General features: G+C 71.4%; 22 protein-coding genes and 1 tRNA gene. 15 read left to right on the forward strand and 8 right to left on the reverse strand.

What is annotated here, in order from left to right:
• Positions 1-46 precede the first annotated feature (46 nt).
• Together ACO2Q0_RS12250 and ACO2Q0_RS12255 are read left to right on the forward strand one after the other, a co-directional pair.
• Positions 47-1,066 (forward strand): NAD(P)/FAD-dependent oxidoreductase, encoded by a 1,020-nt coding sequence (locus ACO2Q0_RS12250; protein WP_423351802.1) that lies wholly within the window; start codon positions 47-49, stop codon positions 1,064-1,066.
• On the forward strand, positions 1,063-2,232 hold the full coding sequence (locus ACO2Q0_RS12255) for an acyl-CoA dehydrogenase family protein (protein WP_423351803.1): 1,170 nt from the start codon (positions 1,063-1,065) through the stop codon (positions 2,230-2,232). The genes ACO2Q0_RS12250 and ACO2Q0_RS12255 overlap by 4 nt, the downstream gene beginning before the upstream one ends.
• Here ACO2Q0_RS12255 and ACO2Q0_RS12260 read toward each other — a convergent pair.
• Entirely contained in the window at positions 2,229-2,915 is a 687-nt protein-coding gene (locus ACO2Q0_RS12260; protein ID WP_423351804.1) for a TonB family protein, read from the reverse strand. The genes ACO2Q0_RS12255 and ACO2Q0_RS12260 overlap by 4 nt on opposite strands.
• Before the next feature lie 112 nt (positions 2,916-3,027).
• Here ACO2Q0_RS12260 and ACO2Q0_RS12265 point away from each other — a divergent pair, with 112 nt between their 5' ends.
• The 4 genes from ACO2Q0_RS12265 (at position 3,028) to ACO2Q0_RS12280 (ending at position 6,952) form a co-directional block, all read left to right on the forward strand.
• On the forward strand, positions 3,028-3,864 hold the full coding sequence (locus ACO2Q0_RS12265; RefSeq protein ID WP_423351805.1) for a transglycosylase SLT domain-containing protein: 837 nt from the start codon (positions 3,028-3,030) through the stop codon (positions 3,862-3,864).
• A 66-nt stretch (positions 3,865-3,930) separates the two neighbouring features.
• Positions 3,931-4,695 carry a histidine phosphatase family protein gene (locus ACO2Q0_RS12270; RefSeq protein WP_423351806.1) on the forward strand — a complete coding sequence of 255 codons (765 nt, stop codon included), beginning with the start codon at positions 3,931-3,933 and terminating at the stop codon, positions 4,693-4,695.
• Positions 4,692-5,570 (forward strand): NAD(P)H-hydrate dehydratase, encoded by an 879-nt coding sequence (locus ACO2Q0_RS12275; RefSeq protein ID WP_423351807.1) that lies wholly within the window; start codon positions 4,692-4,694, stop codon positions 5,568-5,570. Before ACO2Q0_RS12270 ends, ACO2Q0_RS12275 begins: the two co-directional genes overlap by 4 nt.
• Positions 5,571-5,635: 65 nt before the next feature.
• A complete protein-coding gene (locus ACO2Q0_RS12280) occupies positions 5,636-6,952 on the forward strand; it encodes an MFS transporter (RefSeq protein WP_423351808.1) in 1,317 nt (438 codons plus the stop codon).
• A 21-nt stretch (positions 6,953-6,973) separates the two neighbouring features.
• On the opposite strand, the gene ACO2Q0_RS12285 is transcribed toward ACO2Q0_RS12280, so the two are convergent.
• Both ACO2Q0_RS12285 and ACO2Q0_RS12290 read right to left on the reverse strand, forming a co-directional pair.
• Positions 6,974-8,170, reverse strand: coding sequence for a CaiB/BaiF CoA transferase family protein (locus tag ACO2Q0_RS12285; protein WP_423351809.1), 1,197 nt, complete (start codon positions 8,168-8,170; stop codon positions 6,974-6,976).
• A gap of 50 nt (positions 8,171-8,220) precedes the next feature.
• Positions 8,221-9,966, reverse strand: a complete 1,746-nt coding sequence (locus ACO2Q0_RS12290; RefSeq protein ID WP_423351810.1) for an ATP-binding protein — start codon at positions 9,964-9,966, stop codon at positions 8,221-8,223.
• A 174-nt stretch (positions 9,967-10,140) separates the two neighbouring features.
• On the opposite strand from ACO2Q0_RS12290, the gene ACO2Q0_RS12295 reads away from it, so the two are divergent.
• Both ACO2Q0_RS12295 and ACO2Q0_RS12300 read left to right on the forward strand, forming a co-directional pair.
• Positions 10,141-11,280: a DUF2336 domain-containing protein gene (locus ACO2Q0_RS12295; protein WP_423351811.1), complete on the forward strand. Its 1,140-nt coding sequence runs from the start codon at positions 10,141-10,143 to the stop codon at positions 11,278-11,280.
• Positions 11,281-11,328: 48 nt separating this feature from the next.
• Entirely contained in the window at positions 11,329-12,102 is a 774-nt protein-coding gene (locus ACO2Q0_RS12300; RefSeq protein ID WP_423351812.1) for an NUDIX hydrolase, read from the forward strand.
• Here the strand turns inward: ACO2Q0_RS12300 and ACO2Q0_RS12305 are convergent.
• The 3 genes from ACO2Q0_RS12305 to ACO2Q0_RS12315 form a co-directional block, all read right to left on the reverse strand.
• Positions 12,099-12,584: an Hpt domain-containing protein gene (locus ACO2Q0_RS12305; RefSeq protein WP_423351813.1), complete on the reverse strand. Its 486-nt coding sequence runs from the start codon at positions 12,582-12,584 to the stop codon at positions 12,099-12,101. The genes ACO2Q0_RS12300 and ACO2Q0_RS12305 overlap by 4 nt on opposite strands.
• Before the next feature lie 81 nt (positions 12,585-12,665).
• Positions 12,666-13,448 (reverse strand): NAD kinase, encoded by a 783-nt coding sequence (locus ACO2Q0_RS12310; RefSeq protein WP_423351814.1) that lies wholly within the window; start codon positions 13,446-13,448, stop codon positions 12,666-12,668.
• Positions 13,449-13,500: 52 nt separating this feature from the next.
• Positions 13,501-14,622 carry a DUF2336 domain-containing protein gene (locus ACO2Q0_RS12315; RefSeq protein WP_423351815.1) on the reverse strand — a complete coding sequence of 374 codons (1,122 nt, stop codon included), beginning with the start codon at positions 14,620-14,622 and terminating at the stop codon, positions 13,501-13,503.
• A 124-nt stretch (positions 14,623-14,746) separates the two neighbouring features.
• Between ACO2Q0_RS12315 and glpK the strand changes: the two genes are divergently transcribed.
• From glpK to ACO2Q0_RS12340, 5 genes are all read left to right on the forward strand, one after another.
• On the forward strand, positions 14,747-16,243 hold the full coding sequence (gene glpK, locus ACO2Q0_RS12320) for a glycerol kinase GlpK (RefSeq protein ID WP_423351816.1): 1,497 nt from the start codon (positions 14,747-14,749) through the stop codon (positions 16,241-16,243).
• A 62-nt stretch (positions 16,244-16,305) separates the two neighbouring features.
• Positions 16,306-17,076, forward strand: a complete 771-nt coding sequence (locus ACO2Q0_RS12325; RefSeq protein WP_423351817.1) for a class II aldolase/adducin family protein — start codon at positions 16,306-16,308, stop codon at positions 17,074-17,076.
• A 143-nt stretch (positions 17,077-17,219) separates the two neighbouring features.
• Positions 17,220-17,744, forward strand: coding sequence for a hypothetical protein (locus tag ACO2Q0_RS12330; RefSeq protein ID WP_423351818.1), 525 nt, complete (start codon positions 17,220-17,222; stop codon positions 17,742-17,744).
• 411 nt (positions 17,745-18,155) lie between these two features.
• Positions 18,156-19,370, forward strand: coding sequence for an efflux RND transporter periplasmic adaptor subunit (locus ACO2Q0_RS12335; protein ID WP_423351819.1), 1,215 nt, complete (start codon positions 18,156-18,158; stop codon positions 19,368-19,370).
• A complete protein-coding gene (locus ACO2Q0_RS12340; RefSeq protein ID WP_423352267.1) occupies positions 19,370-22,612 on the forward strand; it encodes an efflux RND transporter permease subunit in 3,243 nt (1,080 codons plus the stop codon). Before ACO2Q0_RS12335 ends, ACO2Q0_RS12340 begins: the two co-directional genes overlap by 1 nt.
• A 205-nt stretch (positions 22,613-22,817) precedes the next feature.
• On the opposite strand, the gene ACO2Q0_RS12345 is transcribed toward ACO2Q0_RS12340, so the two are convergent.
• Entirely contained in the window at positions 22,818-23,327 is a 510-nt protein-coding gene (locus ACO2Q0_RS12345; protein ID WP_423351820.1) for a c-type cytochrome, read from the reverse strand.
• Positions 23,328-23,387: 60 nt separating this feature from the next.
• Complete coding sequence (locus ACO2Q0_RS12350; RefSeq protein ID WP_423351821.1) at positions 23,388-23,840, reverse strand: YaiI/YqxD family protein; 453 nt, start codon at positions 23,838-23,840, stop codon at positions 23,388-23,390.
• Positions 23,841-23,916: 76 nt separating this feature from the next.
• Between ACO2Q0_RS12350 and ACO2Q0_RS12355 the strand changes: the two genes are divergently transcribed.
• Both ACO2Q0_RS12355 and ACO2Q0_RS12360 read left to right on the forward strand, forming a co-directional pair.
• Entirely contained in the window at positions 23,917-24,213 is a 297-nt protein-coding gene (locus ACO2Q0_RS12355; protein ID WP_423351822.1) for a hypothetical protein, read from the forward strand.
• Between the two features lie 50 nt (positions 24,214-24,263).
• Positions 24,264-24,339, forward strand: a tRNA-Thr gene (locus ACO2Q0_RS12360).
• The last annotated feature ends 5 nt before the right edge of the window (positions 24,340-24,344 follow it).

A 24,344-nucleotide genomic window follows, 5' to 3' on the forward strand; every position in this document is an offset into this window, starting at 1 on the left:
AGCGCGGCCTTGATTTTCCGAGGCGGGGCGGGTCGTTAGGGAGCCGATGAGCAGGCAGCCGACGGTGACGATCGCGGGCGCGGGCGCCCTGGGCCTGGCGTGCGCCGTGGCGCTGGCCGACGCGGGCCTGCATGTCACCGTCTGCGATCCGGCCGAGCCCGCGGCCAATGCCTCGGGCGTCGCGGCGGGCATGATCGCGCCCGCCTTCGAGGCCGTGCTGGACGCCGCCGCGCGGCCGCACTTCGACGTCCTGCTGGCCGGGCGCGATCTCTGGCCGGGACTGGCCGAACGCGCAGGGATCGGTCTGCACCGCGACGGCGCGACGGCTGTCGGCGACGAGGCCTGGCTGGAAGGCGTGGCGGCGGAGTTCACGCGCCTTGGCCTGCACCCCGCCGAGCTGCCGGCCGCCACGGCCCAGGTCCTTGCGCCAGGCCTCTCGCCCGCCTGGACGCGGGCCCTGCTGACGCGCGAGGACTGGCGGCTCGACGCGGTCCAGGCGCTCGCCGCCCTCCGCGCCGCCGCCCAGGCCGCCGGCGTGCAGTTCCGCTCGGAAGCCGTCACCGGACGCGGCGACGCCGACCTGCTCGTGGTGGCCACCGGCGCCGGCCCCGCGCCTCTCGCCCCCGAGCTGTCCGTCCTCTCGCCGATCAAGGGCCACATCCTGCGTGTCCAGGCGCCTTGGGCCGCCGGCGTCACCGTGCGTGGGCAGGGGGCCTACGCCGCGCCGGGCCAGGCCGTGATGACCGTCGGCGCCACCATGGAGCCCGGCGTCGCCGACGCCGCCGTCGACCCGGCCAAGGCGGAGCCGCTGCGCGTGGCGGCCGCCCGGCTGTTCCCGGCGCTCGCCGACGCGCGGTTCGAACTCTCGGCCGGCGTCCGCGCCGCCACGCCGGACGGCCTGCCGCTGGTCGGCTTCGGCGCGGAGCCCGGCCTCATCCTGGCGGCCGGCGCGCGACGCAACGGCTGGCTGCTGGCCCCGCTGGTCGCCCATATCGTCGCCGCGCTGGCCATCGGCCGCGATCCAGGGCCCTATGCCGCACGGTTCGACCCGAGACGCTTCCCATGACCGGCTTCTGGCTCACCGACGAACAGCAGGCGATCCGCGACGGAGTCTTGAAGCTCTGCGCCCGCTTCGACGCGTCCTACTGGCGCCGCACAGACGAGACCGGCGACTTCCCGGAAGCCTTCGTGTCCGAGATGGCCAAGGCCGGCTGGCTGGGCGCCGCCATGCCCGTGGAGCTGGGCGGCTCGGGCCTGGGCCTCACCGAGGCCGCCATCGCCATGCAGGCGGTGGCCGAGAGCGGCGCGGGCTTCTCGGGCGCCAGCGCCCTGCACCTCAACATCTTCGGCCCCATGCCGCTCGCCCGCTTCGGCACGGAGGAGCAGAAGCAGCGGCTGATCCCTCGCCTGATCTCAGGCGAGGACCGGATGTGCTTCGGCGTCACCGAGCCGGACGCCGGCCTCGACACCACCCGGCTCGCCACCAAGGCGGTGCGCACCGAGGGCGGCTACGTCATCTCGGGCCGCAAGCTCTGGACCACCATGGCCCAGCGGGCGACCAAGATGCTGATCGTCGCCCGCACCACGCCGCGCGAGCAGGCGAGGAAGCCCACCGAGGGCATCAGCCTCTTCTACGTCGATTTCGACCGCTCGAAGATCCAGGCCACCCCGATCCCGAAGATGGGCCGCAAGGCGGTGGAGTCGAACGCGGTCTTCATCGAGGACCTGCACGTCCCCGGTGACGCCCTGGTGGGCGAGGAAGGCCAAGGCTTCCGCTACCTGCTGGAGGGCCTCAATCCCGAGCGCGTCCTGATCGCCGCGGAAGCCGTCGGCCTCGGCCGCGCCGCCCTGAAGAAAGCCGCCGCCTATGCGAAGGAACGCGTCGTCTTCGGCCGCCCCATCGGCCAGAACCAGGGCGTCGCCCATCCGCTGGCCAGGTCCTGGGCCGAGCTCGAGGCGGCGAACCTGATGGCCTTCAAGGCCGCCGCCCTCCACGACGCTGGCCGCGAGTGCGGGGCCGAGGCCAACGCGGCCAAGTACCTCGCGGGCGAGGCCGGCTTCCGCGCCTGCGAAGCGGCCGTCCTCGCCCACGGCGGCATGGGATACGCCAGGGAGTACGACGTCGAGCGCTACTTCCGGGAGGCGATGATCCCGCGCATCGCCCCTGTCAGCCGCGAGATGATCTTCAACTACATCGCCGAACGCGTGCTGGGGCTCCCGAAGAGCTACTAGGCCTCGGGCAGGCGGAAGCGGATCGGCACCCGCACGATCCCGCCCTCGACGGCGCGCCCGTCGACCGTCTTCGGGCTCATGCGGAAGTAGCGCGACAGCTTCACGGCCGCCTGGCCGAAGCCCGCCCCCGCCGGGGTCTCCGACACCACCTCGCAGCCGCCGATGGCGCCCTTGGCCGTCACCGTGCAGGAGATGGTGGCCGAGCCTTCCAGCCCCCGCCGGATGGCGCCGTCCGGGTAGTGCCGGGCCAGGTCCTGGGCGTCGGGCAGCCGCAGCCAGCTCGGATTGCCGATCACCGGGTCCGGCGCGGGCCGGGTCTGCACGGGCGTGTCAACCTTCAGCTCCGCGACCGGGCCGATCGGCGGCGGGCGCACCTCGTCCGGCGGATCGACGGGCAGCGGATCGATGGGCGCGGCCGCGCTGCTCACCGGCTTGTGCGGCGTAAGCGTCTTCGGGCGTTCCGTCGGCTGCGGCGGGGGCTTGGGCTTCTCCAGCCGGATCCAGGGGCCGGTCACCGGCGGGTCCAGCGTGACCGGCGGCTGCGGGGGCGCGAATTGCATCATCGCCAGGTACGCCGCAACGCCCGCGTGGGCCGCAATCGAGAGCCCCACGACGACCGTCGTCCGCGAGACCCGCCGTCCGTTCCAGGCGAAGCCGGAAGCGAGGGAAGCCAGAGCAGCCATGACCGAACTCCTGGGTTACACTTGTAAGACGCACTAGATGTGCGCCTGGAGATTACATCTGTCAATCGCCCGTCGCGGATATGGTTAGCGGCGCGTTAACCATGCCGGTCGCATGCCTAAAGCCATGGCCGTCCAGGGGATTCGCGGGATCGTCGAGGCTGCGATCGATCGCGCCTCCAAAGCGACCGGCGTCGATTTCAGCTTCCTGATGAAGACCGCCCATCGGGAGAGCGGCTTCAATCCGACGGCGCGCGCGTCCTCCTCCTCGGCGGCGGGCCTCTTCCAGTTCGTCGAGCAGACTTGGCTCCAGACGCTCAAGACCCACGGCTCGAAGTACGGCTACGCCCGCTACGCCGAACTGATCAGCCAGGGCGCCGACGGCCGCTACCGCGTGACCGGCGCCGAGGCGCGGCGGGCGGTGATGGACCTGCGCCTCGATCCGCATGCCGCCTCGCTGATGGCCGGTGAGCTCGCCTCGGATCATGCCGCCTATCTGAAGGGCCGCACCGGCCGCACGCCCACGGCAGGCGAACTGTACGCCGCCCACTTCCTGGGGCCGCAGGGCTCGGCCAAGCTGATCGAGGCCGCCCAGTCACGCCCCGGCGCCTCGGCCGCCGCGCTGTTCCCGGACGCGGCCCAGGCCAACCGCTCGATCTTCTACCGCGACGGCCGGGCCGCGACGGTCTCCGAGGTCTACGCCAATCTCACCCGCACGGGCGGGGCCGGCGCCGCTACCTCGGGCGACAAGGCCTCGGACGACGACGGCGGCTTCATCCAGTACGCTTCCGCTCGCCAGCTCTCGCGCCAGCGGGACGAGGAGGCGCTGATCCAGCTCATCCTCAAGGGCTCCCAGCCCAACGACCAACTCGGCGTCGGCTCGCGCCTGACGGGCTCCCTGTTCACCTCCGAGATGCTCAAGGTCCTGTCGGACAGCCGCGACGCCTCCTAGGCGGGAGCGCAACCGCCTCCAGCCGCGTTGCCATCGCCGTTGGTTTCATCGGCGAAGGTTTGAGCAATGGCGCAGCGCTGGCCCGAACGCTTGTGGATCGTCCGTCACGGCCAGAGCGCCGGCAACGTCGCGCGCGATCTCGCCGAGGCCGGCCGGCTGCCCCGCATCGACATCGCCGAGCGGGACGTCGACGTGCCGCTCTCGCCGCTCGGCCACGAGCAGGCCTGCGCGCTCGGCCGCTGGTTCGGCGCCCAGCCGATGGAGGAGCGGCCCCAGGTGGTGCTGACCTCGCCTTACGTCCGCGCCCTGCAGACCGCCGACATCGTGCGCGACTGCGGCGGCTTCTCGGCCCAGGCCAAGCGCCCGACGCCGGACGAGCGGCTGCGCGAGAAGGAGTTCGGCGTCCTCGACCGCCTGACCCGCTCAGGGATCGAGGCCGACTTTCCCGACCAGGCCGAATTCCGCCGGCTGCTGGGCAAGTTCTATCACCGGCCCCCCGGCGGGGAGAGCTGGTGCGACGTGATCCTCAGGCTCCGCAGCGCGCTCGACACGCTGTCGCTGCACCATGCGGGCGAGCGGGTGCTGATTGTCACCCATCAGGTCGTCGTCCTCTGCCTGCGCTACCTGATCGAGGAGATGACGGAGGCGGAGATCCTCGCGGTCGATCGGGAGGCCGACGTCGCCAACTGCTCGGTCACGGAATACCGGCTCGACGCGTCCGAAGGGCCGAACGGCTGCCTCAAGCTCCACCGCTACAACTTCGTGGCGCCGCTGGAGCGTGAGGGCGCGCCCGTCACCCGCGAGCCGGACGCCGCCGTGGCCGCGCGATGAGCCTCGTCGAACTCACGCCGCAGAGCCTGGGCGCCTGGCCCCTGCCCGTGATCCCGACCGAGACCGACAAGGAGAGCCGTGGGCGCGTCCTTGTGGCCGGCGGCGGGACCCAGGTGGCGGGCGCCGTGCTGCTGGCGGCGGTGGCGGCGCTGCGGGCGGGCGCTGGCAAGCTGCAGGTGGCCGCGCCGGCCTCCTTCGCCACCCACCTCGCCCTCGCCTTGCCGGAGGCCCGGGTCTTCGGCCTCCGCGAGACCGCCGACGGCGAACTCGCGGCCGAGGCGGCCACCGCGCTCGCCGACGCCGCGCCGCGGGTGAATGCGGTGGTCATCGGCCCCGGCCTGCTGGACAGCGCCGCCGCCGGCGAACTGGCGCTGCGCCTGATGCAGCCCGACGGTCCCCCGATGGTCGTCGACGCCGCCGCCATGCCGGGGTTGGCCGAGGCGCCGGACCGGGCCCGCCGCCACGCCGGCCGCCTGGTGCTGACGCCTCACGCGGGCGAGATGGCCGGACTGCTCGGGCGCAGCAAGGCCGAGGTCGAGGCCGCCCCGCTGGACGCCGCCCGGTCGCTCGCCGCCGACCTCCATGCGGTCGTCGCGCTGAAGGGGCCCGAGACCTTCATCGTCTCGCCGGACGGGCGCGCGTGGCGCAATGTCGGGCATTGTCCGGGTCTGGCGACGTCCGGCTCCGGCGACGTGCTCTCAGGGATCATCGGCGGCCTCCTGGCGCGCGGCGCCCCGCCGGCCCAGGCCGCGGCCTGGGGCTCGTACATCCACGGCGCCGCTGGGCGACGCCTCGCCGCCCGGATCGCGCCCGTCGGCTTCCTGGCCCGCGAGCTGCTCGACGAGATCGCCCCCGCCCTGGCCGAACTGGGCTAGGCACATTTCGCCGAACGCCCATATCTGAAGCAAGCGGGGCCCGGCGGCCCCTTTGGGCCGCGCGCATGAAGCCGTTCTACCAGCTGCTGGGCAACAACCTCGTCGCCAACGTCACCAACTACACGGTTTGGTTCGCGCTGACCTTCTGGGTCTACCTCGAGACCCGGTCGGTCTTCGCCACGGGCATGATCGCCGGCATCTATGTGGTCTTCACGGCGGCTTCCGGCATGTGGTTCGGCAGCCTCGTCGATCACAACCGCAAGAAGCTGGTGATGCTGGGCTCCAGCGTCGTGTCCTTCGTCTTCTACGCCCTGTCGCTCGCCTATCACCTGGCGGTGGGCGAGCCGGCCATGCGCGACGTCGGCGGCGTCCATCTGTGGCTGTTCGTCCTGCTGGTGATGCTCGGCATGCTCGCCGGCAACATCCGCGGCATCGCGCTCCCGACGCTGGTGACGGTGCTGGTCCCGGAGGACCGCCGCGACAAGGCCAACGGCCTCGTCGGCATGGTCACCGGCGTCGGCTTCCTGACCACCTCGGTGATCAGCGGCTTCCTGGTGGCCTGGGGCGGCATGTACGCCACCCTCGCGCTGGCGATGGCCTTCACCGTGGCGGTGTTCCTGCATCTGCTGTTCGTCCGCCTCGACGAGCCCGCCCGCGAGGCGACGCCGGGCGAGCCGGCCGCGTCCCGGCGCATGGACCTGTCCGGCACGCTCAAGGTGATCGGCGCCGTGCCCGGTCTCTTCGCGCTGATCTTCTTCGCCGCCTTCAACAACTTCCTGGGCGGCATCTTCATGGCGTTGATGGACGCCTATGGCCTGTCGCTGGTTTCGGTCCAGGCGTGGGGGCTGCTTTGGGGCGGCGTCTCGACCGCCTTCATCCTCTCCGGGATGGTCATCGCCCGCACCGGCCTGGGGTCGAACCCTTTGCGCACCCTGCTGCTCGTGAACCTGATCATGTGGAGCGTGTGCTGCGTCTTCACGCTGCAGTCGTCGATATGGCTGCTGGCCGCCGGCTGCTTCGTCTGGATGTTCCTCGGCCCCTACGCCGAGGCCGCCGAGCACACGACGCTGCAGAAGGTCGTACCCTTCGAGCGCCAGGGCCGGGTCTTCGGCTTCGCCCAGTCGGTGGAGCAGGCGGCCTCGCCCCTGACCGCCTTCCTGATGGGCCCGCTCACCCAGTTCGTCTTCATCCCGCTGATGACGGACGGGGCGGGCGCCGATGCCATCGGCGACTGGTTCGGGCGCGGTCCCGATCGCGGCATCGCCCTGGTCTTCACCCTCGCCGGCGTCGTGGGCGTGATCGTCACCACGATCGCGCTGAACTCGCGGCCCTACCGCGCGCTCAGCGCCGCCTACGCGAGCCGCGCGCCTGAGCCGGCCTGAATTCGGGCGCAGGTCGCGCCGTCAGGCCGCCGCCCCGCTCGCCAGCATCGCCTCGATCTCGGCCTCGGCGTAGCCCAGTTCCGCCAGGACCTCCCGGGTGTGCTGGCCAAGCGCTGGCGAGGGCGGTCGCCGCGTCGGGTCGGCGCCGGGGAACCGCGCCGGAGCCGCGATCGAGCGGACCGTTCCACCCTGGCCGTCGTCGATGTCGATCCAGGCGCCGGCCGCCTCCACCTGCGGGTCGGCTGCGACGTCGGCCGGGGTCTGGACGGGCGCCCAGACAAGGTCGGCGGCGTCGAGCCGGCGGGCGATCTCGTCGAAGGGCAGGGCGGCGAAGCCCTTGTCGAATTCCTCGGTCAGCGCCTTGGCGTTCTCGCGCCGCGCCTTGCCCGTCGCGAACCGCTCGTCGGCGATCAGTTCCGGCCGCCCCGCGGCCGTGCAGAACGCCTCCCAGCCGCCGCCGGAGCCGCGCGGGTTGTGCACGAACCAGCGGCCGTCCGAGCTCTTGTAGAGATTGGCCAGGGCGTTGATCGGATTGTCCCGCGTCCGTGCCGACGCGACGCGGCCGAACTTGAGCTGCACCGCCAGGTCCGAGCTCATCACATAGACGCCGGTCGCCAGCAGCGAGGTCTGCACCAGCCGGCCTTCGCCGGTCCGTTCGCGTTCGTACAGCGCCGCCAGGATCGCCGAAACCGTGGCGAGCGAGGTGGTGTGGTCGCCGACGCCTGAGCGCAGCAGGAAGGGGTCCATGCCCTTCGGCGCGGTCATGGCCGCCACGCCGGCCCGCGCCCAGAAGGCGGTGACGTCGAAGCCCGGCTTGTGCGCGTCCCGCCCTTCCAAGCCGAAGCCCGTGATCACGGCATAGACCAGCCGCGGATTGGCCCCCCGCAGCGTGTCGGCGTCCAGGCCATACTTCTTCAGCGAGGCCGGCCGCACGTTGGTCAGGAAGACGTCGGCGTCGGCCGCCAGCCTCGCCAGCGCCTCCCGGCCTTCAGGCTTGCCGATGTCCAGCACGACGCCGCGCTTGCCGCGGTTGTCGACGTCGAAGGTCGGATTGGCGCCCAGGTCGGTCTTCAGGTCGCCGAAGATGTGGCGCATGGCGTCGCCCCCGGGGCGTTCCACCTTGATCACGTCCGCGCCCCAGTCGCCGAGGATCGCCGCCGCCCCTGGTCCGGCGATGTAGGCGGTGAAGTCGACGACCTTCAGCCCTTGCAGCAGCACGCGTTCTCTCCCCGGTTCGGCGGGGATTTAAACAGGCGTTGGAGCGCTTGTCAGGCTACCGCACGGTCATTGGCGGCGGCGCTCGTCGACAGCGCCTCGGCGATGGCGCGGGCCGTCGCGGGCGCGGTCACGGGCTTGCGCAGCAGGGCGTCGGCGCCGGCGGCGCGGCGCGCGTCCGCCTCGGCGGCGTCGCCGCCCTCGATAAGGCCGATCACCGGCGTCCCGGCGGCGCGGCCCGCCAGGCGGCGCAGGGCCAAGATGGTGTCCGGCGTCTCCACGAACGCCAGGTCCAGGTCGCAGACCCGGGCGAGTTCCACGGCGCGGGCCCCGTCGGCGGCCTGGACGACCTGATGGCCGAGTTGCTCCAGCGTCGCGCGCAGCATGGCGGCGCCCAGGGCCTGGTCGCAGGCGATCAGCACCCGAAGGCGTCGCGGCTCCGCTTCGGCGGCGGCGGTCTCGCGCGCCGCCGGGACGGCGTCGGCCTCGTAGGGCAGTTCCAGGGTGAAGCAGGAGCCGACGCCCGGGGCGCTCTGCGCCCGGATCTCGCCGCCCATGAGGCCCGCCAGCCGGCAGGCGAGCGGCAGGCCGAGGCCCGCGCCCGACGCGCCGGCGCTGGTGCGCGCCACGCGGCGGAACGGCTGCAGCGCGACCGCCAGCTCCTCGTCGCTGAGCCCTGGACCCGTGTCGGCCACCGCCGCCAGCATCCGACCGCCGCTCACCGAAAGGCGCGCCTCCACCCGTCCGCGGACGGTGAACTTCACGGCGTTGCCGATCAGGGCGGCGAGGACCTGCCGCGCGCGGCCCGGGTCGGCGATGGCGGCCCCGGTCAGCTCGCCGTCCACGTGGAGGCCGATCTCCAGGCCTTTCGCCGCCGCGGCGGGGCGGTGCTGCAGCACGAGCTCGCGGGCGATCCCCACGAGGTCGATGGGCCGCAGCTCCACGATCAGCGCGCCGGCTTCGGCCGTCTCGGCGTCGACGGTGGTCTGCAGCACGGAGAGCAGGTCTTCCACCGCCTCCCGGGCGGCGGCGAGCTGCTGGCGCGAGGGCGCGGCCCGGCCGCCGGTCCCGGCCGCGGAGGCCAGCATGTGGGCGACGCCGGTCAGCCCGTCGCGGATCTCGTCCGAAAGGGTCGAGACCAGGTCGGACTTCGAGCGCGCCAGCCGGCGGGCGGCCTCGGCCTGTTCGGCGCGGTCGGCGATCAGGTGCTCGCGCTCGACGGCCAAGCTGAACTGGCGGCGCAGGATGCGGTTGACCATCAGGGCCAGGGCCAGCGCCAGGGCGGCGGCGGCCAGCCCGAGCCGGGCCAGGTCCGCGTCGTGCGGCCGGCTGAAGAGGGCCACAAGGGGCCCGGCGAGCGCCGCCGGCGCGACGATCAGCAGGCTGGGCAGCCAGGGCGCGGCGAAGAACACGCAGATCAGGGCGGCTCCGAGCGACATCAGCAGCAGCGGTTCGCGCGCCGCGCCGGACCCTTCCGCGAAGATCGCGAGCTGGGCGATCGTCCCGGCCCAGATCAGCCCGCCCAGCACCTGCACCCGGGCGCGCCGCGCAAGGTCGCGCGCCGCGTCGTCCTTCAGCCAGTTCACCACGCCGTAGAAGGCGCCCCAGCCGATCGCGAAGAGCGCGAAGGCGGCGCTCATCCAGGCGGCGTTGGCGGCGTGGCTGCCCGCCCAGACGAAGACCGGCAGGCACACCGCGAACGCGGCCAGGGCATAGGGCAGGAGGGCGGCCTGCGCCTTCATGCCCTGTTCGTTGACGGTGAGGCCGCCCAGGTCTTCCGGCTTGCTGGTGATGGTCACGGGAGTCCCTTCGCGAAGCGTCGTGCGAAGGCTAGCCGCCGTGCGGTTGGCGCGGGGTTACGCGGGAGCCTTAATCCACAGATTCGCCCGGCAACCTCTCATTAAGCTTAACGGTCGATAACTCGACTCGTGGGACTCCGGTGCTGACCGGAGTAGGGGTTCTTGGGCGGGCTTATGGCGACGACGCGTTCAGCGTTGACGGAGAGCGATATCCGCACGCTGGTCAAAGGCGCTACGCCGGACGAGCGGGCGCTTGCGGCCCGTAAGCTCTGCACCAGCCTCGACCGCGAGATCCTCAGCGACGAAGATCGGGTGACGGCCGCCGAGATCCTCCGGGTCATGGCCGCCGACGCCGCCGTCATGGTCCGCCGGGCGCTGGTGGAGACGCTGAAGGCCTCGCCGGTGGTGCCGCGCGACGTGGCGATGAAGCTGGCCAGGGACGTCGAGACCGTCTGCCTGCCGATGCTGGCCTTCTCGCCGGCCTTCACCGACGAGGACCTCTCGGAGATCGTCCGCCTGGGCGGACCGGTCCGCCAGCTCGCCATCGCCAAGCGGCCCGTGCTGTCGCGCGCGGTCACCGACACCCTCGCCGAACACGGCAGCGAGCGCGCCGTGAGTGTCGCCTGCGCGAACGACAAGGCCGATTTCGGCGAGGACGCCCTGCAGAAGGCCATGAGCCGGTTCGCCGAGTCCGAGAAGGTTCTGGCGGCCATCGCCTACCGCAATGTGCTGCCGCTGTCGGTGACCGAGCGGCTGATCACCCTGGTCGGTGACAGCCTGCGCGACCACCTGGTCAGCCGCCATGCCGTCTCGCCGGAAGCCGCGCTCGAGGTGGCGACCGGCGCCGCCGAGCGGGCCACGGTCGATCTGGTCGACCAGGCCGGCCGCGCCGCCGACGTGAAGAGCTTCGTCGCCCACCTGAACGGCGAGAAGCGGCTGACGGCTTCGCTGCTGCTCCGCGCCCTGGCGCACGGCCACATGACCTTCTTCGAATGGGGCGTGGCCGAACTCGCCGGCGTGCCGCACCATCGCACCTGGCTGATGATCCACGACGCCGGCCCCCTGGGCCTGCGGGCGATCTACGAGCGGGCCGGCCTTCCGGCGCGGCTGTTCCCGGCCTTCCGCGCGGCGGTGGACGCCTTCCACGCCATGGAGTTCGACGGCGGACCGCGTGACCGCGAGCGCTTCCAGGAGCGCATGCTCCAGCGTTTCCTCACCCAGCCGCAGGCCGCCGCGCGCGAGGATGTCGACTATCTGCTGGACCGGATGAACCGCGCCGGCGCCGCGGCTCGCGAGGCCGTCGGGAGCGCCTGACCTAGGGGCACGCTTGTCCGCTGCGCGCCGGGGTCCCAAGCTGGCGCGATGTCCGTCTCCGAGATCAAGCCCGCCGCCACCATCCTGCTGCTGCGCGACGACCCCGCCTTCCAGGTGCTGATGGTCAAGCGCCATCACCAGATCGACTTCGCCTCGGGCGCTCTGGTGTTTCCCGGCGGGAAGACCCACGCGGGCGACCACGATCCCGCCTGGACCGAACATGCTCGCGGCTGGGAGGGCCTTGAGGCCGAGCAGCGGGCGCTGCGCATCGCCGCCATCCGCGAATGCTTCGAGGAGGCCGGCATCCTGCTGGCCGAGCGGCGGGACGGCCGTCCCTTCGATGCGGCCTGCGACCCGGCGGTGCGGGAAGCGGTCGACCGCGGCGAGACGGCGTTCCTGGACGTCGTCCGCGATCTCGGCGTGCGCTTGAGTCTCGACGCGCTCACCGTCTTCGCCCGCTGGATCACGCCCGTGATGATGCCCAAGCGGTTCGACACCTGGTTCTACGCGGTCCGCGCGCCTGAGGGGCAGCTCGCCGCCTGCGACGGCCGCGAGACCGTCGACGCCGAGTGGGTCGCGCCGTCCGAGGTCCTGCGCCTGGCCGAGGCCGGCGAGCGGACGGTGATCTTCCCGACGCGGATGAACGTCCAGCTCCTGGGGGAGGCGCAGAGCGCCGCCGACGCCGTGGCCCGCGCTGAAGCGCGCACGCTGGTGACGGTGCTGCCGCATGTGGAAACGCGGCCCGAAGGCCGCGTGCTGGTGTTGCCGCCCGACGCCGGCTACGGCGCGGTCGCGGAGTCCATGGACCGGATCATGGGCTAGGCGCCCAGTTCGCGGACCCGGCTTTCGAGTTCCTGGACCAGGACCTTGCCGATCGGATGGTCCACGTCCTTGATGCCGTCGCGGACGGCGGCCTTGATGGCGTCGATGTGGGCGTCGATCAGCGGCATGGGCGCGTCCGTGCGCTTGGCCTTGTCGTCGATCAGCCGGCAGAGCAGCCCGGAGATGCGGGTGATCAGCGGGAAGCCGTAGGTGGCGCCCAGGCCCTTCAGGTCATGGGCGCGCAGGTACAGCGCCTCCATGGTTTCGACGGTCACGCCCTGGGCGCGGACCACCTGGCGGGCGGCCTCCAGCTTGGCGACCTCGTCGTTCAGCCATTGGGCGAAGTTCCCGGACAGGCTCTGCAGGGCCGCCTCCGCCTTCGCGATGGCCGAAGCGTCGATCATGCCCAGGCGGCCGCCGCCGACCTTCAGGCGAAGGGCGTTGGACGGCTGGATCAGGTGGCCGGACTTATGCTCGCTCACGGTGGCTCTCCAGGGAGGGTCGCACCGGGCAAGCTAGGGCCAACCCGTTAATAACACCTGATAACCGAACGGCCGCGCTACTCAGACGGCGAACTGCTCGGCCAGCACCCGCTCCTCCAGGCTGCGGCCGGCGTCGAACAGCATGGTGATCGAGACGTGCCGGTCCTCGGCGACGCGCACCTCGGCGACGTCGCGGACCTCGAAGTTGTCGGCCACCGCGCTGACCGGCCGCTTGTCCGCCTCCAGGATCTGGAAATCCACCTTGGCGGTGTGCGCCAGCAGGGCCCCGCGCCACCGCCTCGGCCGGAACGCGCTGATCGGCGTCAGCGCCAGGATCTTGGCGTCCAGCGGGATGATCGGCCCGTGGGCGGAGAGGTTGTAGGCCGTAGAGCCCGCCGGCGTCGCCACCAGCGCCCCGTCGCACGACAGCTCGCCCAGCCGCACCTTGCCGTCCACCGAGATGCGCAGCTTCGCCGTCTGCCGCGTCTGGCGCAGCAGCGAGACTTCGTTGAACGCCAGCGCCTCGTGCGTCGCCCCGTCGACGCTCCGCGCCTTCATCCGCAGCGGGTGGATGACCGCCTGCTCGGCGGCGTTGATACGCTCCAGCAGGCCGTCCTCGCTGTATTCGTTCATCAGGAAGCCGACCGAGCCGCGGTTCATGCCGTAGATCGGCTTGCCCGCGGCCGTGCAGCGATGGACCGTCTCCAGCATGAAGCCGTCGCCGCCCAGGGCGACGATCACCTGGGCCACGTCCTGGCCGGCGTCGCCATAGCGTTCGGCCAGCCGCTCGCGCGCCTCCTGGGCCTCGGGGCGGTCGCTGGCGACGAAGGTCAGCCGCGTGACAAAGGGCTCTGGCTTGAACATGGCGCAGGGAGAACGCCGCAAGCGGGCGCGTCTGTCCAGCCGTCCCGTAAGGTCAGAGGGTCCGTGCCGCCTGGCGGAAGGCGGCGTTCGCGACGCTGGGGCTCACGGGGGCGAAGGCCCCCACGGCGCGCCGCCCGGAATCCGGGCCGCCTCCGGGACGGCCGCCGTTGAGGTCGCGCACCAGTTCCAGGATGGTGGGGAAGACGCTGCGGTCGATGCCGACGGCGGCGCAGGCGAGGCCCAGCAGCTCGGGCTGGTCGGAGTCGATCGCCCGCTGCACCTGGCCGGCCTCGAACCGGCCCAGCATGGCCAGCGCGGTGACGAACAGGGTCAGCCGGCCTTCGCGCAGGGCGCGGACGAGGTAGCCCGGGCGGAGCTGGCCCGCGCCGTGCAGCTTCTCGATCAGCCGCCGCTCCATCTCCTCGCGCTCGCCGTCCCGGGCCTTGACCATTCGCGGGCCGGAGGCGCGCGGCGCTCCGGCATGGGCCTCGGCCACCGAATGGGCCAGCGCCCGGTCCAGCGCCTCGCTGTCCAGGCGGAACCGGTCGGTCAGCGACTTCTTCAGCGCCTGGCCCACCCAAAGGTAGAGCCGCTCGGCGAGGTCGCTGGTCAGGCGCGGGTGCCGGGCGAGCGGCTGGCGCAGCGCCGCGATCTGCCGGGAGCGTTCGACCAGCTCGGCCATGTCGCGCGGCGACAGTTCGGCGCTGTCGTTGGCGGCCAGCGCCGTCAGTACGGCCGGCTCGCCCTGGTGCAGGATGGCGGAGACGATGTTCTGGGAAATCCGCGGACGACGCGCGATCTCGACCTGGTGCTCGATGGTGGCCTCGACCAGCAGGCGCACGAGGTCCAGGTCGCGGAGCAGGGGGCTCTTCTCGATCACCGGCCGGGCGATCTCGATCTCGTCCAGCGCCAGCACGTTGATCAGGGCCGGCGGCGCCCAGTCCGCGCCGGCCAGCTTCTCGGACAGGCGTTGGCGGATGTCGCGCTCGGCCTCGACCACCAGGCTCATGAAGATGGACGACAGCAGGCCCTGGATCTGCGGGGCCATCATGGCCTCGCCGGCATGCGGCGTGTCGCAGAGGTCCGCGATCGCCAGGAGCAGGCGCTCCCGGTCGGCGGGAGCGCGGCTCTTGGCGAGGTCGAGCAGACTTTCGCTGCTGAGCGCGACGCTCAAGCCTCAATCCCCCATTGCCCAAACAGAATGCGGCTGTAAGCGATCCTGTCGGGCGCGGATGAAGACATGCTTAAGACCGGAGCGTAGCCCGCAAACGCCGGTTGAGTGAGGGAACACGCGACACATGGCCGACCCGCTGATCCTGGCCCTGGACCAGGGCACGACGAGCACCCGCGCCATACTGTTCACGCCGGACGGCCGCGCGCTCGCCGAGGCCGGGCGACCGCTGAAGCAGCACTACCCCCGCGACGGTTGGGTGGAGCACGACGCCGAGGAGATCTTCCAGGCTTCGGTCGCGGTCCTCCGCGAGGCGGTCGAGCAGGCCGGCGCCGACCCCGCGGCCATCGCCGCCATCGGCATCACCAACCAGCGCGAGACGGCGGTGATCTGGGATCGGCGCACGGGCAAGCCGATCCACAACGCCATCGTCTGGCAGGATCGCCGCACCGAGCCCGCCTGCCTGCGCCTGCGCGACAGGGGCTGCGAGCCCAAGGTCGCCGAGCTCACCGGCCTGCTGCTCGACCCCTACTTCTCGGGCACGAAGTTCGCCTGGCTGCTCGACCACGTGTCGGGCGCCCGAGAGGCGGCCGGCCGCGGCGAGCTGTTGGCCGGCACCATCGATTCCTGGGTGATCTGGCGGCTGACCGGGGGCAGGGTCCACGCCACCGACGCCACCAACGCCTCCCGCACCCTGCTGTTCGACATCGGCCGCGGCGCATGGTCGCCGGAGCTGTCCGAACTGCTGGACGTGCCGCTATCGCTGCTGCCCGAGGTCCGCGACTGCGCCGGCGACTACGGTGAGACCGAGCCCGCGCTGCTCGGCCGCGCCATCCCGATCCGCGGCGTCGCCGGCGACCAGCAGTCGGCCCTGATGGGGCAGGGCTGCATCCGGCCGGGAGAGATGAAGGCCACCTACGGCACCGGCTGCTTCATGCTGATCAACACGGGCGAGACGCGCGCCCCGTCGCGCTCGCGGCTGCTCACCACCGTCGCAGCCCGGCTCGACGGTCGCACCACCTACGCCCTGGAAGGGGCGATCTTCATCGCGGGCGCGGCCATTCAGTGGATCGAGGAGGGGCTGGGCGTCGAGGGCGGGCCGCAGGCGGTCGAGGCGCTGGCGGCCAGCGCGCGGCCCGATCACGGCGTCACCCTGGTGCCCGCCTTCACCGGCCTCGGCGCCCCCTGGTGGGACGCCAACGCCCGCGGCGCCCTGTTCGGCCTGACCCGCGACGCCGGCCGCGCCGAAATCGCCCAGGCCGCCTTCGATGCCTGCGCGCTCCAGACGCGCGATCTCGTCGAGGCCATGCGCGCCGACGCCCCTGACGCCTTCGCGGGCCCGGTGGAGCTGCGCATCGACGGCGGCATGTCCAAGAGCGCCTGGTTCAGCCAGCGTCTCGCCGATCTCACCGGCATCCAGGTCTGCCGCGCCACCTATCGGGAGACGACGGCGCTTGGCGCGGCCCTGTTCGCGGGGCTCGGCGCCGGGCTCTACCGCGACGTCGCCGAGGCGGCGGGATCGCGTCCGCCGACGGAAGGCTACCGCCCGACGCCGCACGGCGCGGTGCGCGAGAGCGCCTACGCCCGCTGGCTCGACGCGGTCGCCCGCGTGCGCACCGCTTGACGGTCCGGCCCGGCGGCGCGACTCTGATCGGTGATAACCAGACGGACCAAAGGGAGAAGGCCATGGCGGACGGATCGGCGGCAGGCGTGGTCTCGCTGAAGGGCAAGGTCAGCGCCGAGGAGTGGCAGGCCCGCGTCGAACTCGCGGCGCTCTACCGGCTGGTGGCGCTGCACGGGTGGGACGACCTGATCTACACCCACATCTCGGCCCGCATTCCGGGGCCCGAGCATCACTTCCTGATCAATCCCTACGGCATGCTGTTCGACGAGATCACCGCCTCGTCGCTGGTGAAGATCGACCTGAACGGCAACATCCTTCAGGAGACGCCGTACTTCATCAATCCGGCGGGCTTCACGATCCACTCGGCGGTCCACGAGGCGCGCGAAGACGCCAAGTTCGTGATGCACCTGCACACCGACCAGGGCGTGGCGGTCTCGGCCCAGAGGGAAGGCCTCCTGCCGCTCACCCAGCACGCGCTGATCGTGCTGCCCAGGCTCGCCTACCACGACTACGAAGGCATCGCCCTGAACCTGGACGAGCGTGAACGTCTCGTCGCCGACATCGGCGACAAGCACCTGATGCTGCTGCGCAATCACGGCACCCTGTCGGTGGGCGCCACCGCGGGCGACTGCTGGGTCGGGATGTTCTTCCTGGAGCGGGCTTGCAAGCAGCAGATCATGGCGCTCTCCGGCGGCCGCGAGAACGTGCTCTTCGCGCCCGAAGCGTCGGTCGCGGAGGTGAAGATGCAGACCTCGCGCGGCATGGGCGGCGGTCTCGCCTGGCCCGGCTGCCTCCGCCGCCTGGACCGCCATCTCCCCGGCTACGACGCCTAGTCTCCCTCCGCCCTCATCCCGGACGGCCGCAGGCCGATCCGGGACCCAGGGCCGCCGCACTGCAGAACCGCCTGAGTCCCGGTCCTCCGCGGGGATGACGAAAGTTTTTGACTTTCCGCGCGACTTATGTTCTCTTTTTGTTCGTGATCAGCGACGCCGACATGCTGGAGGAGATCGACGCCCGCCTCGCGGCGGTGGCCGACGTCCAGTTCGCGCTGATCCAGAAGATCCAGAGCCGCATTGAGGCCGCGGAGGACGCCGCCGAGCTTCAGGCTCTGGCCGAGCCCCTCGACCGCTGCGCCCGGTCCATCCGCCTGACCTATGCGCTGCGCGTGAAGCTCCGGAAGGACGTCCGCGCCCTCGACCGCGAAGAGACCCGCCTCGCCGAGGCCGCCCACAGGGAGCGCAGCCAGGACCGCTGGGATGCGGTCCGCCACCGTGTCGAGACCCTCACCTGGCGAGAAGCCGACTGGGAGGACGAGGGCCTGCTGGCCGAGTACGACCGCGTCCTCGACTTCGAAAGCCTCGACGAACGCTTCCTCGACCTCACCGTCGAACAACAGGCCGACCGCCTCATCGCAAAGCTCGACCTCAGGGCCGAGCCGCCACCGTCCTATCCCGAGGCGGAAGCGGCCGAGGCTCGCGAGGGCTTCCAGAGCTCCGCCTGATCCCGCCGCCGCACGATCGACCACGAACCAACACGAACCAACACGAACAGCGCGGTTGGTCGTCGTCCCTCACAGCCTCAGACGAGACCGCGCGCCTCCGGCGCGCCTTCCTCCCGAAGCGCATGCGCTTCCGGGCTCGCGCCGCATGCGCCGTCGCGTTCGTGTGGGTTCGTGTTCGTTCGTGGTTCTAAAAGAGCAGCGCGGCGCCCCACCCGTGATCTTCGTGTGGTTCGTGGACAAACCTGCCGACGCCTCAAGCTCCGCGCGAACATGACGGCGAATTAATCGCGTAAGTTTCAGGCACGAAACGTCAAGCCATCCTGCTGTCACTGGATCGCGTCAGAGAGGCGCCGTAAGAGCGCTTCCTCCCAGTATGTCAGCCCGTCCGCCGGGCGCCGGAGTACCTACGCCTTGATTCGACGCCACTTCTTCCTCGCTGCAGCCATCGTGGTGCTGGCGGTCATGGTCGTCGTGGGCGGCATGAAGGTGATCGCGCTGAAAGCCGGCGGCGGCAACGCTGGCGGCCCGCCCGGAGCGGCGGCGGCGGCGAAGGGGCCCGGCGGCCCGGGCGGGGGCTCGGGCGGCGCTCGCGGCGGGCGCGGCGGGTTCGGTCCCACCCAGGTTTCCGTCGCGGTGGTCCAGCCGCGCAGTTTCGCCGACACCATCGAGGTGCTCGGCGTGGCCAAGGGGCGTCAGTCGGTGACGCTTACCGCCGCCGCCACCCAGCTCGTGGACCGGGTGCGCTTCCGCGACGGCCAGCAGGTCGCCCGCGGCGCCGTCCTCGTCGAGCTGCGCGCCACTGAACAGGACGCTGGCGTCGCCCAGGCCCAGGCCCGGCTCGTCCAGGCCCAGCGCAGCTACGAGCGCTACCGCACGCTTGGCCAGCAGGGCTGGGCCTCCAAGGCGCAGGTCGACGAGATCGAGGCCGCGTACCGGTCCGCCCAGGCCGACGTGGCCGCCGCCCGGGCTCGCGAGTCCGACCGGGTGATCCGTGCGCCCTTCGCCGGAGTCGTGGGCCTCTCGGACGTGGCGCCCGGCGCGCTCGTGAACCCGGGGGCCCCGATCGTCACCCTGGACGACATCTCCGCCATCCGCGTCGACTTCCAGGTGCCCGAGCGCTACCTGGCCCAGCTTCGCCAGGGGCAGACCATCCTCGCGAGCGTCGACGCCTATCCGGGCGAGACGATCACCGGCCGCATCGCCCAGCTCGACACCCGCATCGACGAGCGGACCCGCGCCATCACCGCCCGCGCCGAGTTCCCGAACCCAGGCGGCCGCCTGAAGCCCGGCATGCTGGTCCGGGTCGGGGTTTCGCGCGGCGAGCGCCAGAGCCTGAGCGCGCCGGAGTCGGCGGTCTCCGTGCAGGGCGACAACGCCTTCGTCTACGTCATCCGCCAGGCCGGCGAGCGTACGGTGGCCGAGCAGCGGCCGATCCTCACCGGCCTGCGCCAGCAGGGGCTGGTCGAGATCCGGGACGGCGTGCAGGCGGGCGAGAAGATCGTCGCCGACGGCCTCAACAAGATCCAGCCGGGCCAGCCCATCCGGGTGGGCGGCCAGCGCCCCGGCGGCGGCCAGCGTCCGGCTCAGGGCGCGGGCGCCCAGAGGCCGGCGAGGACGCCGGCATGATGCTCTCGGACATCTCCGTCCGGCGGCCCGTCTTCGCGGCGGTGGCCGCGATCATTCTCTGCGTGGTCGGCTTCGCAGCCTTCCAGTCGCTCACGGTCCGCGAGCTGCCCAGCGTCGACCCGCCGGTCGTCTCGGTGGGCACCACCTACCGCGGCGCCTCGGCCGAAGTCATCGAGGAGCGGATCACCGAGGTCATCGAGCGGCAGATCGCCGGCATCGAGGGCATCGACCGGATCAACTCGGCCTCCCGCGACGGCTCCTCGCGGATCAACATCTCCTTCACGCTGGACCGCGACCTGGACGATGCGGCCAACGATGTGCGCGACGCCGTCAGCCGCACCCTGGCCCAGCTGCCCGAGCAGGCGGACCCGCCGACGATCCAGAAGGCGAACGCCGACGCCTCGCCGATCATGTTCCTGAGCTTCACGTCGACGACGCTCAACCGCCTGCAGCTCACCGACTACGCGCAACGCTACCTCGTGGAGCGCTTCTCCACCGTGCCGGGGGTCGCCAACGTGGGCGTCGGCGGCGCCCAGAACTACTCCATGCGGGTCTGGCTCGATCCGGACGCCATGGCCGCCCGCGGCGTGACGGTTGAGGACGTCGAAACCGCGCTGAACACCCAGAACCTGGAGCTGCCGGCTGGCGCCCTCGAAGCGCCCGCCAAGGACTTCACCATCCGCGTCGCCCGCGGCTACGCCACGCCCGAGCAGTTCGCGCGCCTGCCCGTCGTGCCGTCGCGGACTGCGGCCGCCACCCAGAGTTCGGCGGCGCTCGGCGGGACCGCGGCGGGCGCCGGCGCGGCCCAGGGCGCCACCCGCGACATCACCGCCGCGACCCAGGGTCAGGCCTACGTCACGCGCCTGGGCGATATCGCCCGGGTGGAAGAAGCCGCCGACGAACATCGTCGCAGCTTCCGCTCCAACGGCCAGGATCAGGTCGGCATCGCCATCTTCCGCCAGAGCCTGGCGAACGACCTCGAGATCTCGGACGGCGTGCGGGAAGCGATCCGGGAGATGAAGTCGGGCCTGCCCAAGGGCACCGACATTCAGGTGGCCGTCGACTACACCGAGTTCACGCGCCACGCGATCGAGGAGGTGTGGATCACCATGGGCATCGCGCTCGGATGCGTGGCCCTGGTCAACTTCATCTTCCTGGGCACCTGGCGAGCGGCGCTGATCCCCTCGGTCGTCGCGCCGATCTGCATCCTCTCCACCTTCATCGTGCTGGCCCCGCTCGGCTTCTCGATCAACCTGCTGACGCTGCTGGCGCTCGTGCTCGCCATCGGCCTCGTGGTCGACGACGCCATCGTGGTGGTCGAGAACATCCAGCGGCGCATCGACGAGGGCGAGCCGCCGATCGTCGCCGCCGAGCGCGGCGCCCGTCAGGTCTTCTTCGCCGTCGTCGCCACCACCATCGTGCTGATCTCGGTCTTCGCGCCGCTGATGTTCATGCCGGGCTTCACCGGCCGCCTGTTCGTGGAACTGGCCGTGGCCGTGGCGGCTGCCGTCGCCTTCTCGGCGCTGATGGCGCTGTCGCTGTCGCCGATGCTGGCGTCCAAGCTGCTGCGCCCGGCCAAGGGCGAGGGCTTCATCGCCCGCCACATCGACGGCGCGATGGAGAAGCTCAAGAACTCCTATCACGCCTCCCTTGAGAGCATGCTCGGACGGCGGTCGGTCGGCGCCGCGGCCGGCGGCCTCGTCCTGCTGCTGGCGGGCTTGGCGGTGGTGGTGTTCACCAGCCTGCCCAAGGAGCTGACGCCCGAAGAGGACCGTCGCCGCGCCCAGGTGATGATCACCGGCCCCGAGGGCGCGGGCTACGACTACACCAAGGCCGCCGCCGACCAGCTCGAGCGGATCCTGATGGGCTACGTCAGGGACGGCACCCTCGATCGCTATGTGCTGTCCATGCCCCGCTTCGGCGGCGCCAGCAGCTACAACAGCGCCGGCGGCAACACGATGCTGTCGGAAAAGGCCCCGATGACCACGCAGGAGTTCGCGGCGCAGCTGAACCGCCAGCTCAGCGCGATCACGTCGGTGCGCGCCATCGTCTCGCCCGAAGGCGGCCTGCAGCGCGGCGGACCCGGCGGCGGGGGTGGCGGGGGCGGCTCGAGCCTCCAGCTCATCATGACCGGCAACGACTATCCCGAGATCGCGCGGCGCATGCAGCCGATCCTGGCGGCGGCGGAACAGAATCCGGGCCTGGCGCGGCCACGGCTCGACTACGAGCCGACCAGCCCGCGCGTGGTCGTCGACATCGACCGGGACAAGGCCGCGACCCTCGGGGTGTCGGCCCAGGCCGTGGGCCGGGCGCTCGAGACCATGTTCGGCAACCGGCGGGTCACGACCTACATCAAGAACGGCCAGGAGTACGACGTCCTCCTTCAGACCGACCGCTCCAACCGGCAGACCGAACAGGACCTCGGCAAGCTGTATGTCCGCACCGCCTCGGGCGAAACGGTTCCGCTCTCGGCTTTGGTCAGCACCCGCGTGCGCGGCGACACGCCCGACCGGTCGCGGGTCGACCGACTCCGGTCGATCAGCCTGAACGCCCAGCTCAACCCCGGCTACTCGATGGGCGAGGCGATCGAGTTCCTGCGCGAAGAGGCGGCGAAGCAGGGTGCGGCCAGCAGCCTCAAATGGGGCGGCGGGGCCCGCGACTATCTGGAGTCGTCCAGCGCCGTGGGCGTCGCCTTCGGCCTGGCGCTGCTGCTGGTGTTCCTGGTGCTCGCGGCGCAGTTCGAAAGCTGGATCCACCCGGCGGTGATCATGCTGACCGTGCCGGTCGCGACCTTGGGCGGGCTCTTCGGCCTGCTCGTGGCCGGCAGCTCCATCAACACCTACAGCCAGATCGGCCTGATCATCCTGGTCGGCATCGCCGCCAAGAACGGCATCCTGATCGTCGAGTTCGCCAACCAGCTCCGCGACGAGGGGCTTTCGGTGCGGGAGGCGGTGATCGAGAGCGCCGCGCTGCGCCTGCGCCCCATCATCATGACTTCCATCTCGGCGGCCGCCGGCGCCATTCCCCTGATCGTCTGGGGCGGGATGGGGGGCGAGGCGCGGAAGACCATCGGGGTGACCATCTTCTTCGGCGCGATCTTCGCCACCCTGGTCACGCTGTTCATCGTTCCGGTGTTCTACAACATGCTCGCCCGCTACACGAAGTCGCCCATGGCCACGGCGCGCCGCATCGAGGCCTTCGAGGAGGCGGAGAAGGCCCGCGTCGCCAACGCGGCCGAGTAGCCGGAAACAAAGCGGCCTCCCGCGTGGGGAGGCCGAAGAAGATTTCCTCGCCGGCAAGGGGGGAAGCCGGTCGAGGCTGCGCCGTCCTGTTCGGGCCGGCTGAAGGGTGTCGTCGACAGATGCAGGATCGACGAACGCCACCATGCGCCCGCCGAAGATGCCCGTCAAGGTTGTCTTGTGGGCGTCTATGCGCGCGTCGGGTGAGTTATTCCGGCTTGTGGCCGGTCTCGACCATGAGGAAGGCGATGAGGTCCGTGCGGTCCTTGGCGTCCTTCAGCCCCGCGAACGACATCTTGGTGCCGGGCAGGTAGGTCATCGGCTTGGCCAGCCACTGGTCCAGGTGGTTCGCGTCCCAGACGATATCCGAGCTCTTCAGCGCGTCCGAGTACTTGTAGTCCTCGGCCTGGGCCGCCTTCCGGCCGAACACGCCGTGCAGGTTCGGCCCGGTCATGTTGGCGCCGCCGGGCGTGATCGTGTGGCACGAGCGGCAGAGCCCGAACTTGGCTTCGCCGTTCGCCAGGTCGGCCGTGTTGTAGGGCGCCGGGAACGAGGCCAGCAGCGCCTGCTTCTCGGCGTCGGCCATCTCCGGCGCGGCCGGCGCGGCCGGCGCCTCGGCCGTGGCGGTGGTCGTCCCGCTCGTGTCGCCGCCGGACTGCGACTGGCCGCACGCGGCCAAGGTGGAGGCGAGGAGGACGGTGAAGGCGATGCGGCGCATGAACGACTCCCTTGGATCGCGCCGGGAAGCTAGCGCGACCGTCGCCTTAAGCAAGCCGCCTCAGCGCCGTTTGCGCCGCTCGCGGTTCACGGCCTCGTCCAGCGCCTGCAGGAAGCGCGACCGGTCGGCCGCCGCGAACGCTTTCGGCCCGCCGGTGATCTCGCCGGTCGAGCGGATGTGTTCCATGATCGACCGCTGGGCCAAGGCCTGACCGATGCTGTCGACCGTGAACGCCCGACCATTCGGGGCGATGGCCGCGGCGCCCGCCTTCAGCACCCGGTCGGCGAGCGGGATGTCGTTGGTCACCACGATGTCGCCGGGCTCGGCCCGCTCGGCGATCCAGTCGTCCGCCACGTCCGGTCCCGCGTCCACCACCACCTGTTCGATGGCCGGCGTCTGCGGCGTACGGATCCAGCTGTTCGACACCACGAAGGTCTTCAGTCCGTAGCGGGCGGCGACCTTGTAGGTCTCGTCCTTCACGGGACAGGCGTCGGCGTCGATGAAGATGCGCATGGTCGGCTGCGTAGCGCCGGAACCTCCGCCCGCAAAGACCGTTGGACCTCCGGGTCATTGCGCTAGGGGTTCGCCCGTGTTCCGCAAAGCTGTCGTCGCCGGCGCCGCCGCGCCGCCTTCCAAGCCCTCGTTCCTGGACGCCATGGTGCTGAAGCTTCATGCGCTGGCTGTCCGCTTCGACCAGGTTCCGACCGAATTCGGCGAGCTCGGGCCGGTGGACGAGACGGACCCGAGAGCGGTGCGTGAGGAGTGGCTGCGGCAGTATCGCATCTGGGCAGACTCCAACCCCGAGCGCCTCTTCGCCATCAAGGTCGGCGCGATCCTGCTGGGCGGGCCGCTGCTGGTGCTGCTGATCTTCATCGCCGCCATGTGAGCCTTGCGTCCGGCGCGCGATGCCCTCAATAACCGGCCAGCCCGCAGAGGGCCGGATTAGCTCAGCTGGTAGAGCAGCGGTTTTGTAAACCGAAGGTCGCGGGTTCGAGCCCTGCATCCGGCACCATCCTT

The organism is Phenylobacterium sp. VNQ135 (assembly GCF_049445735.1).
Lineage (GTDB): Bacteria > Pseudomonadota > Alphaproteobacteria > Caulobacterales > Caulobacteraceae > Phenylobacterium.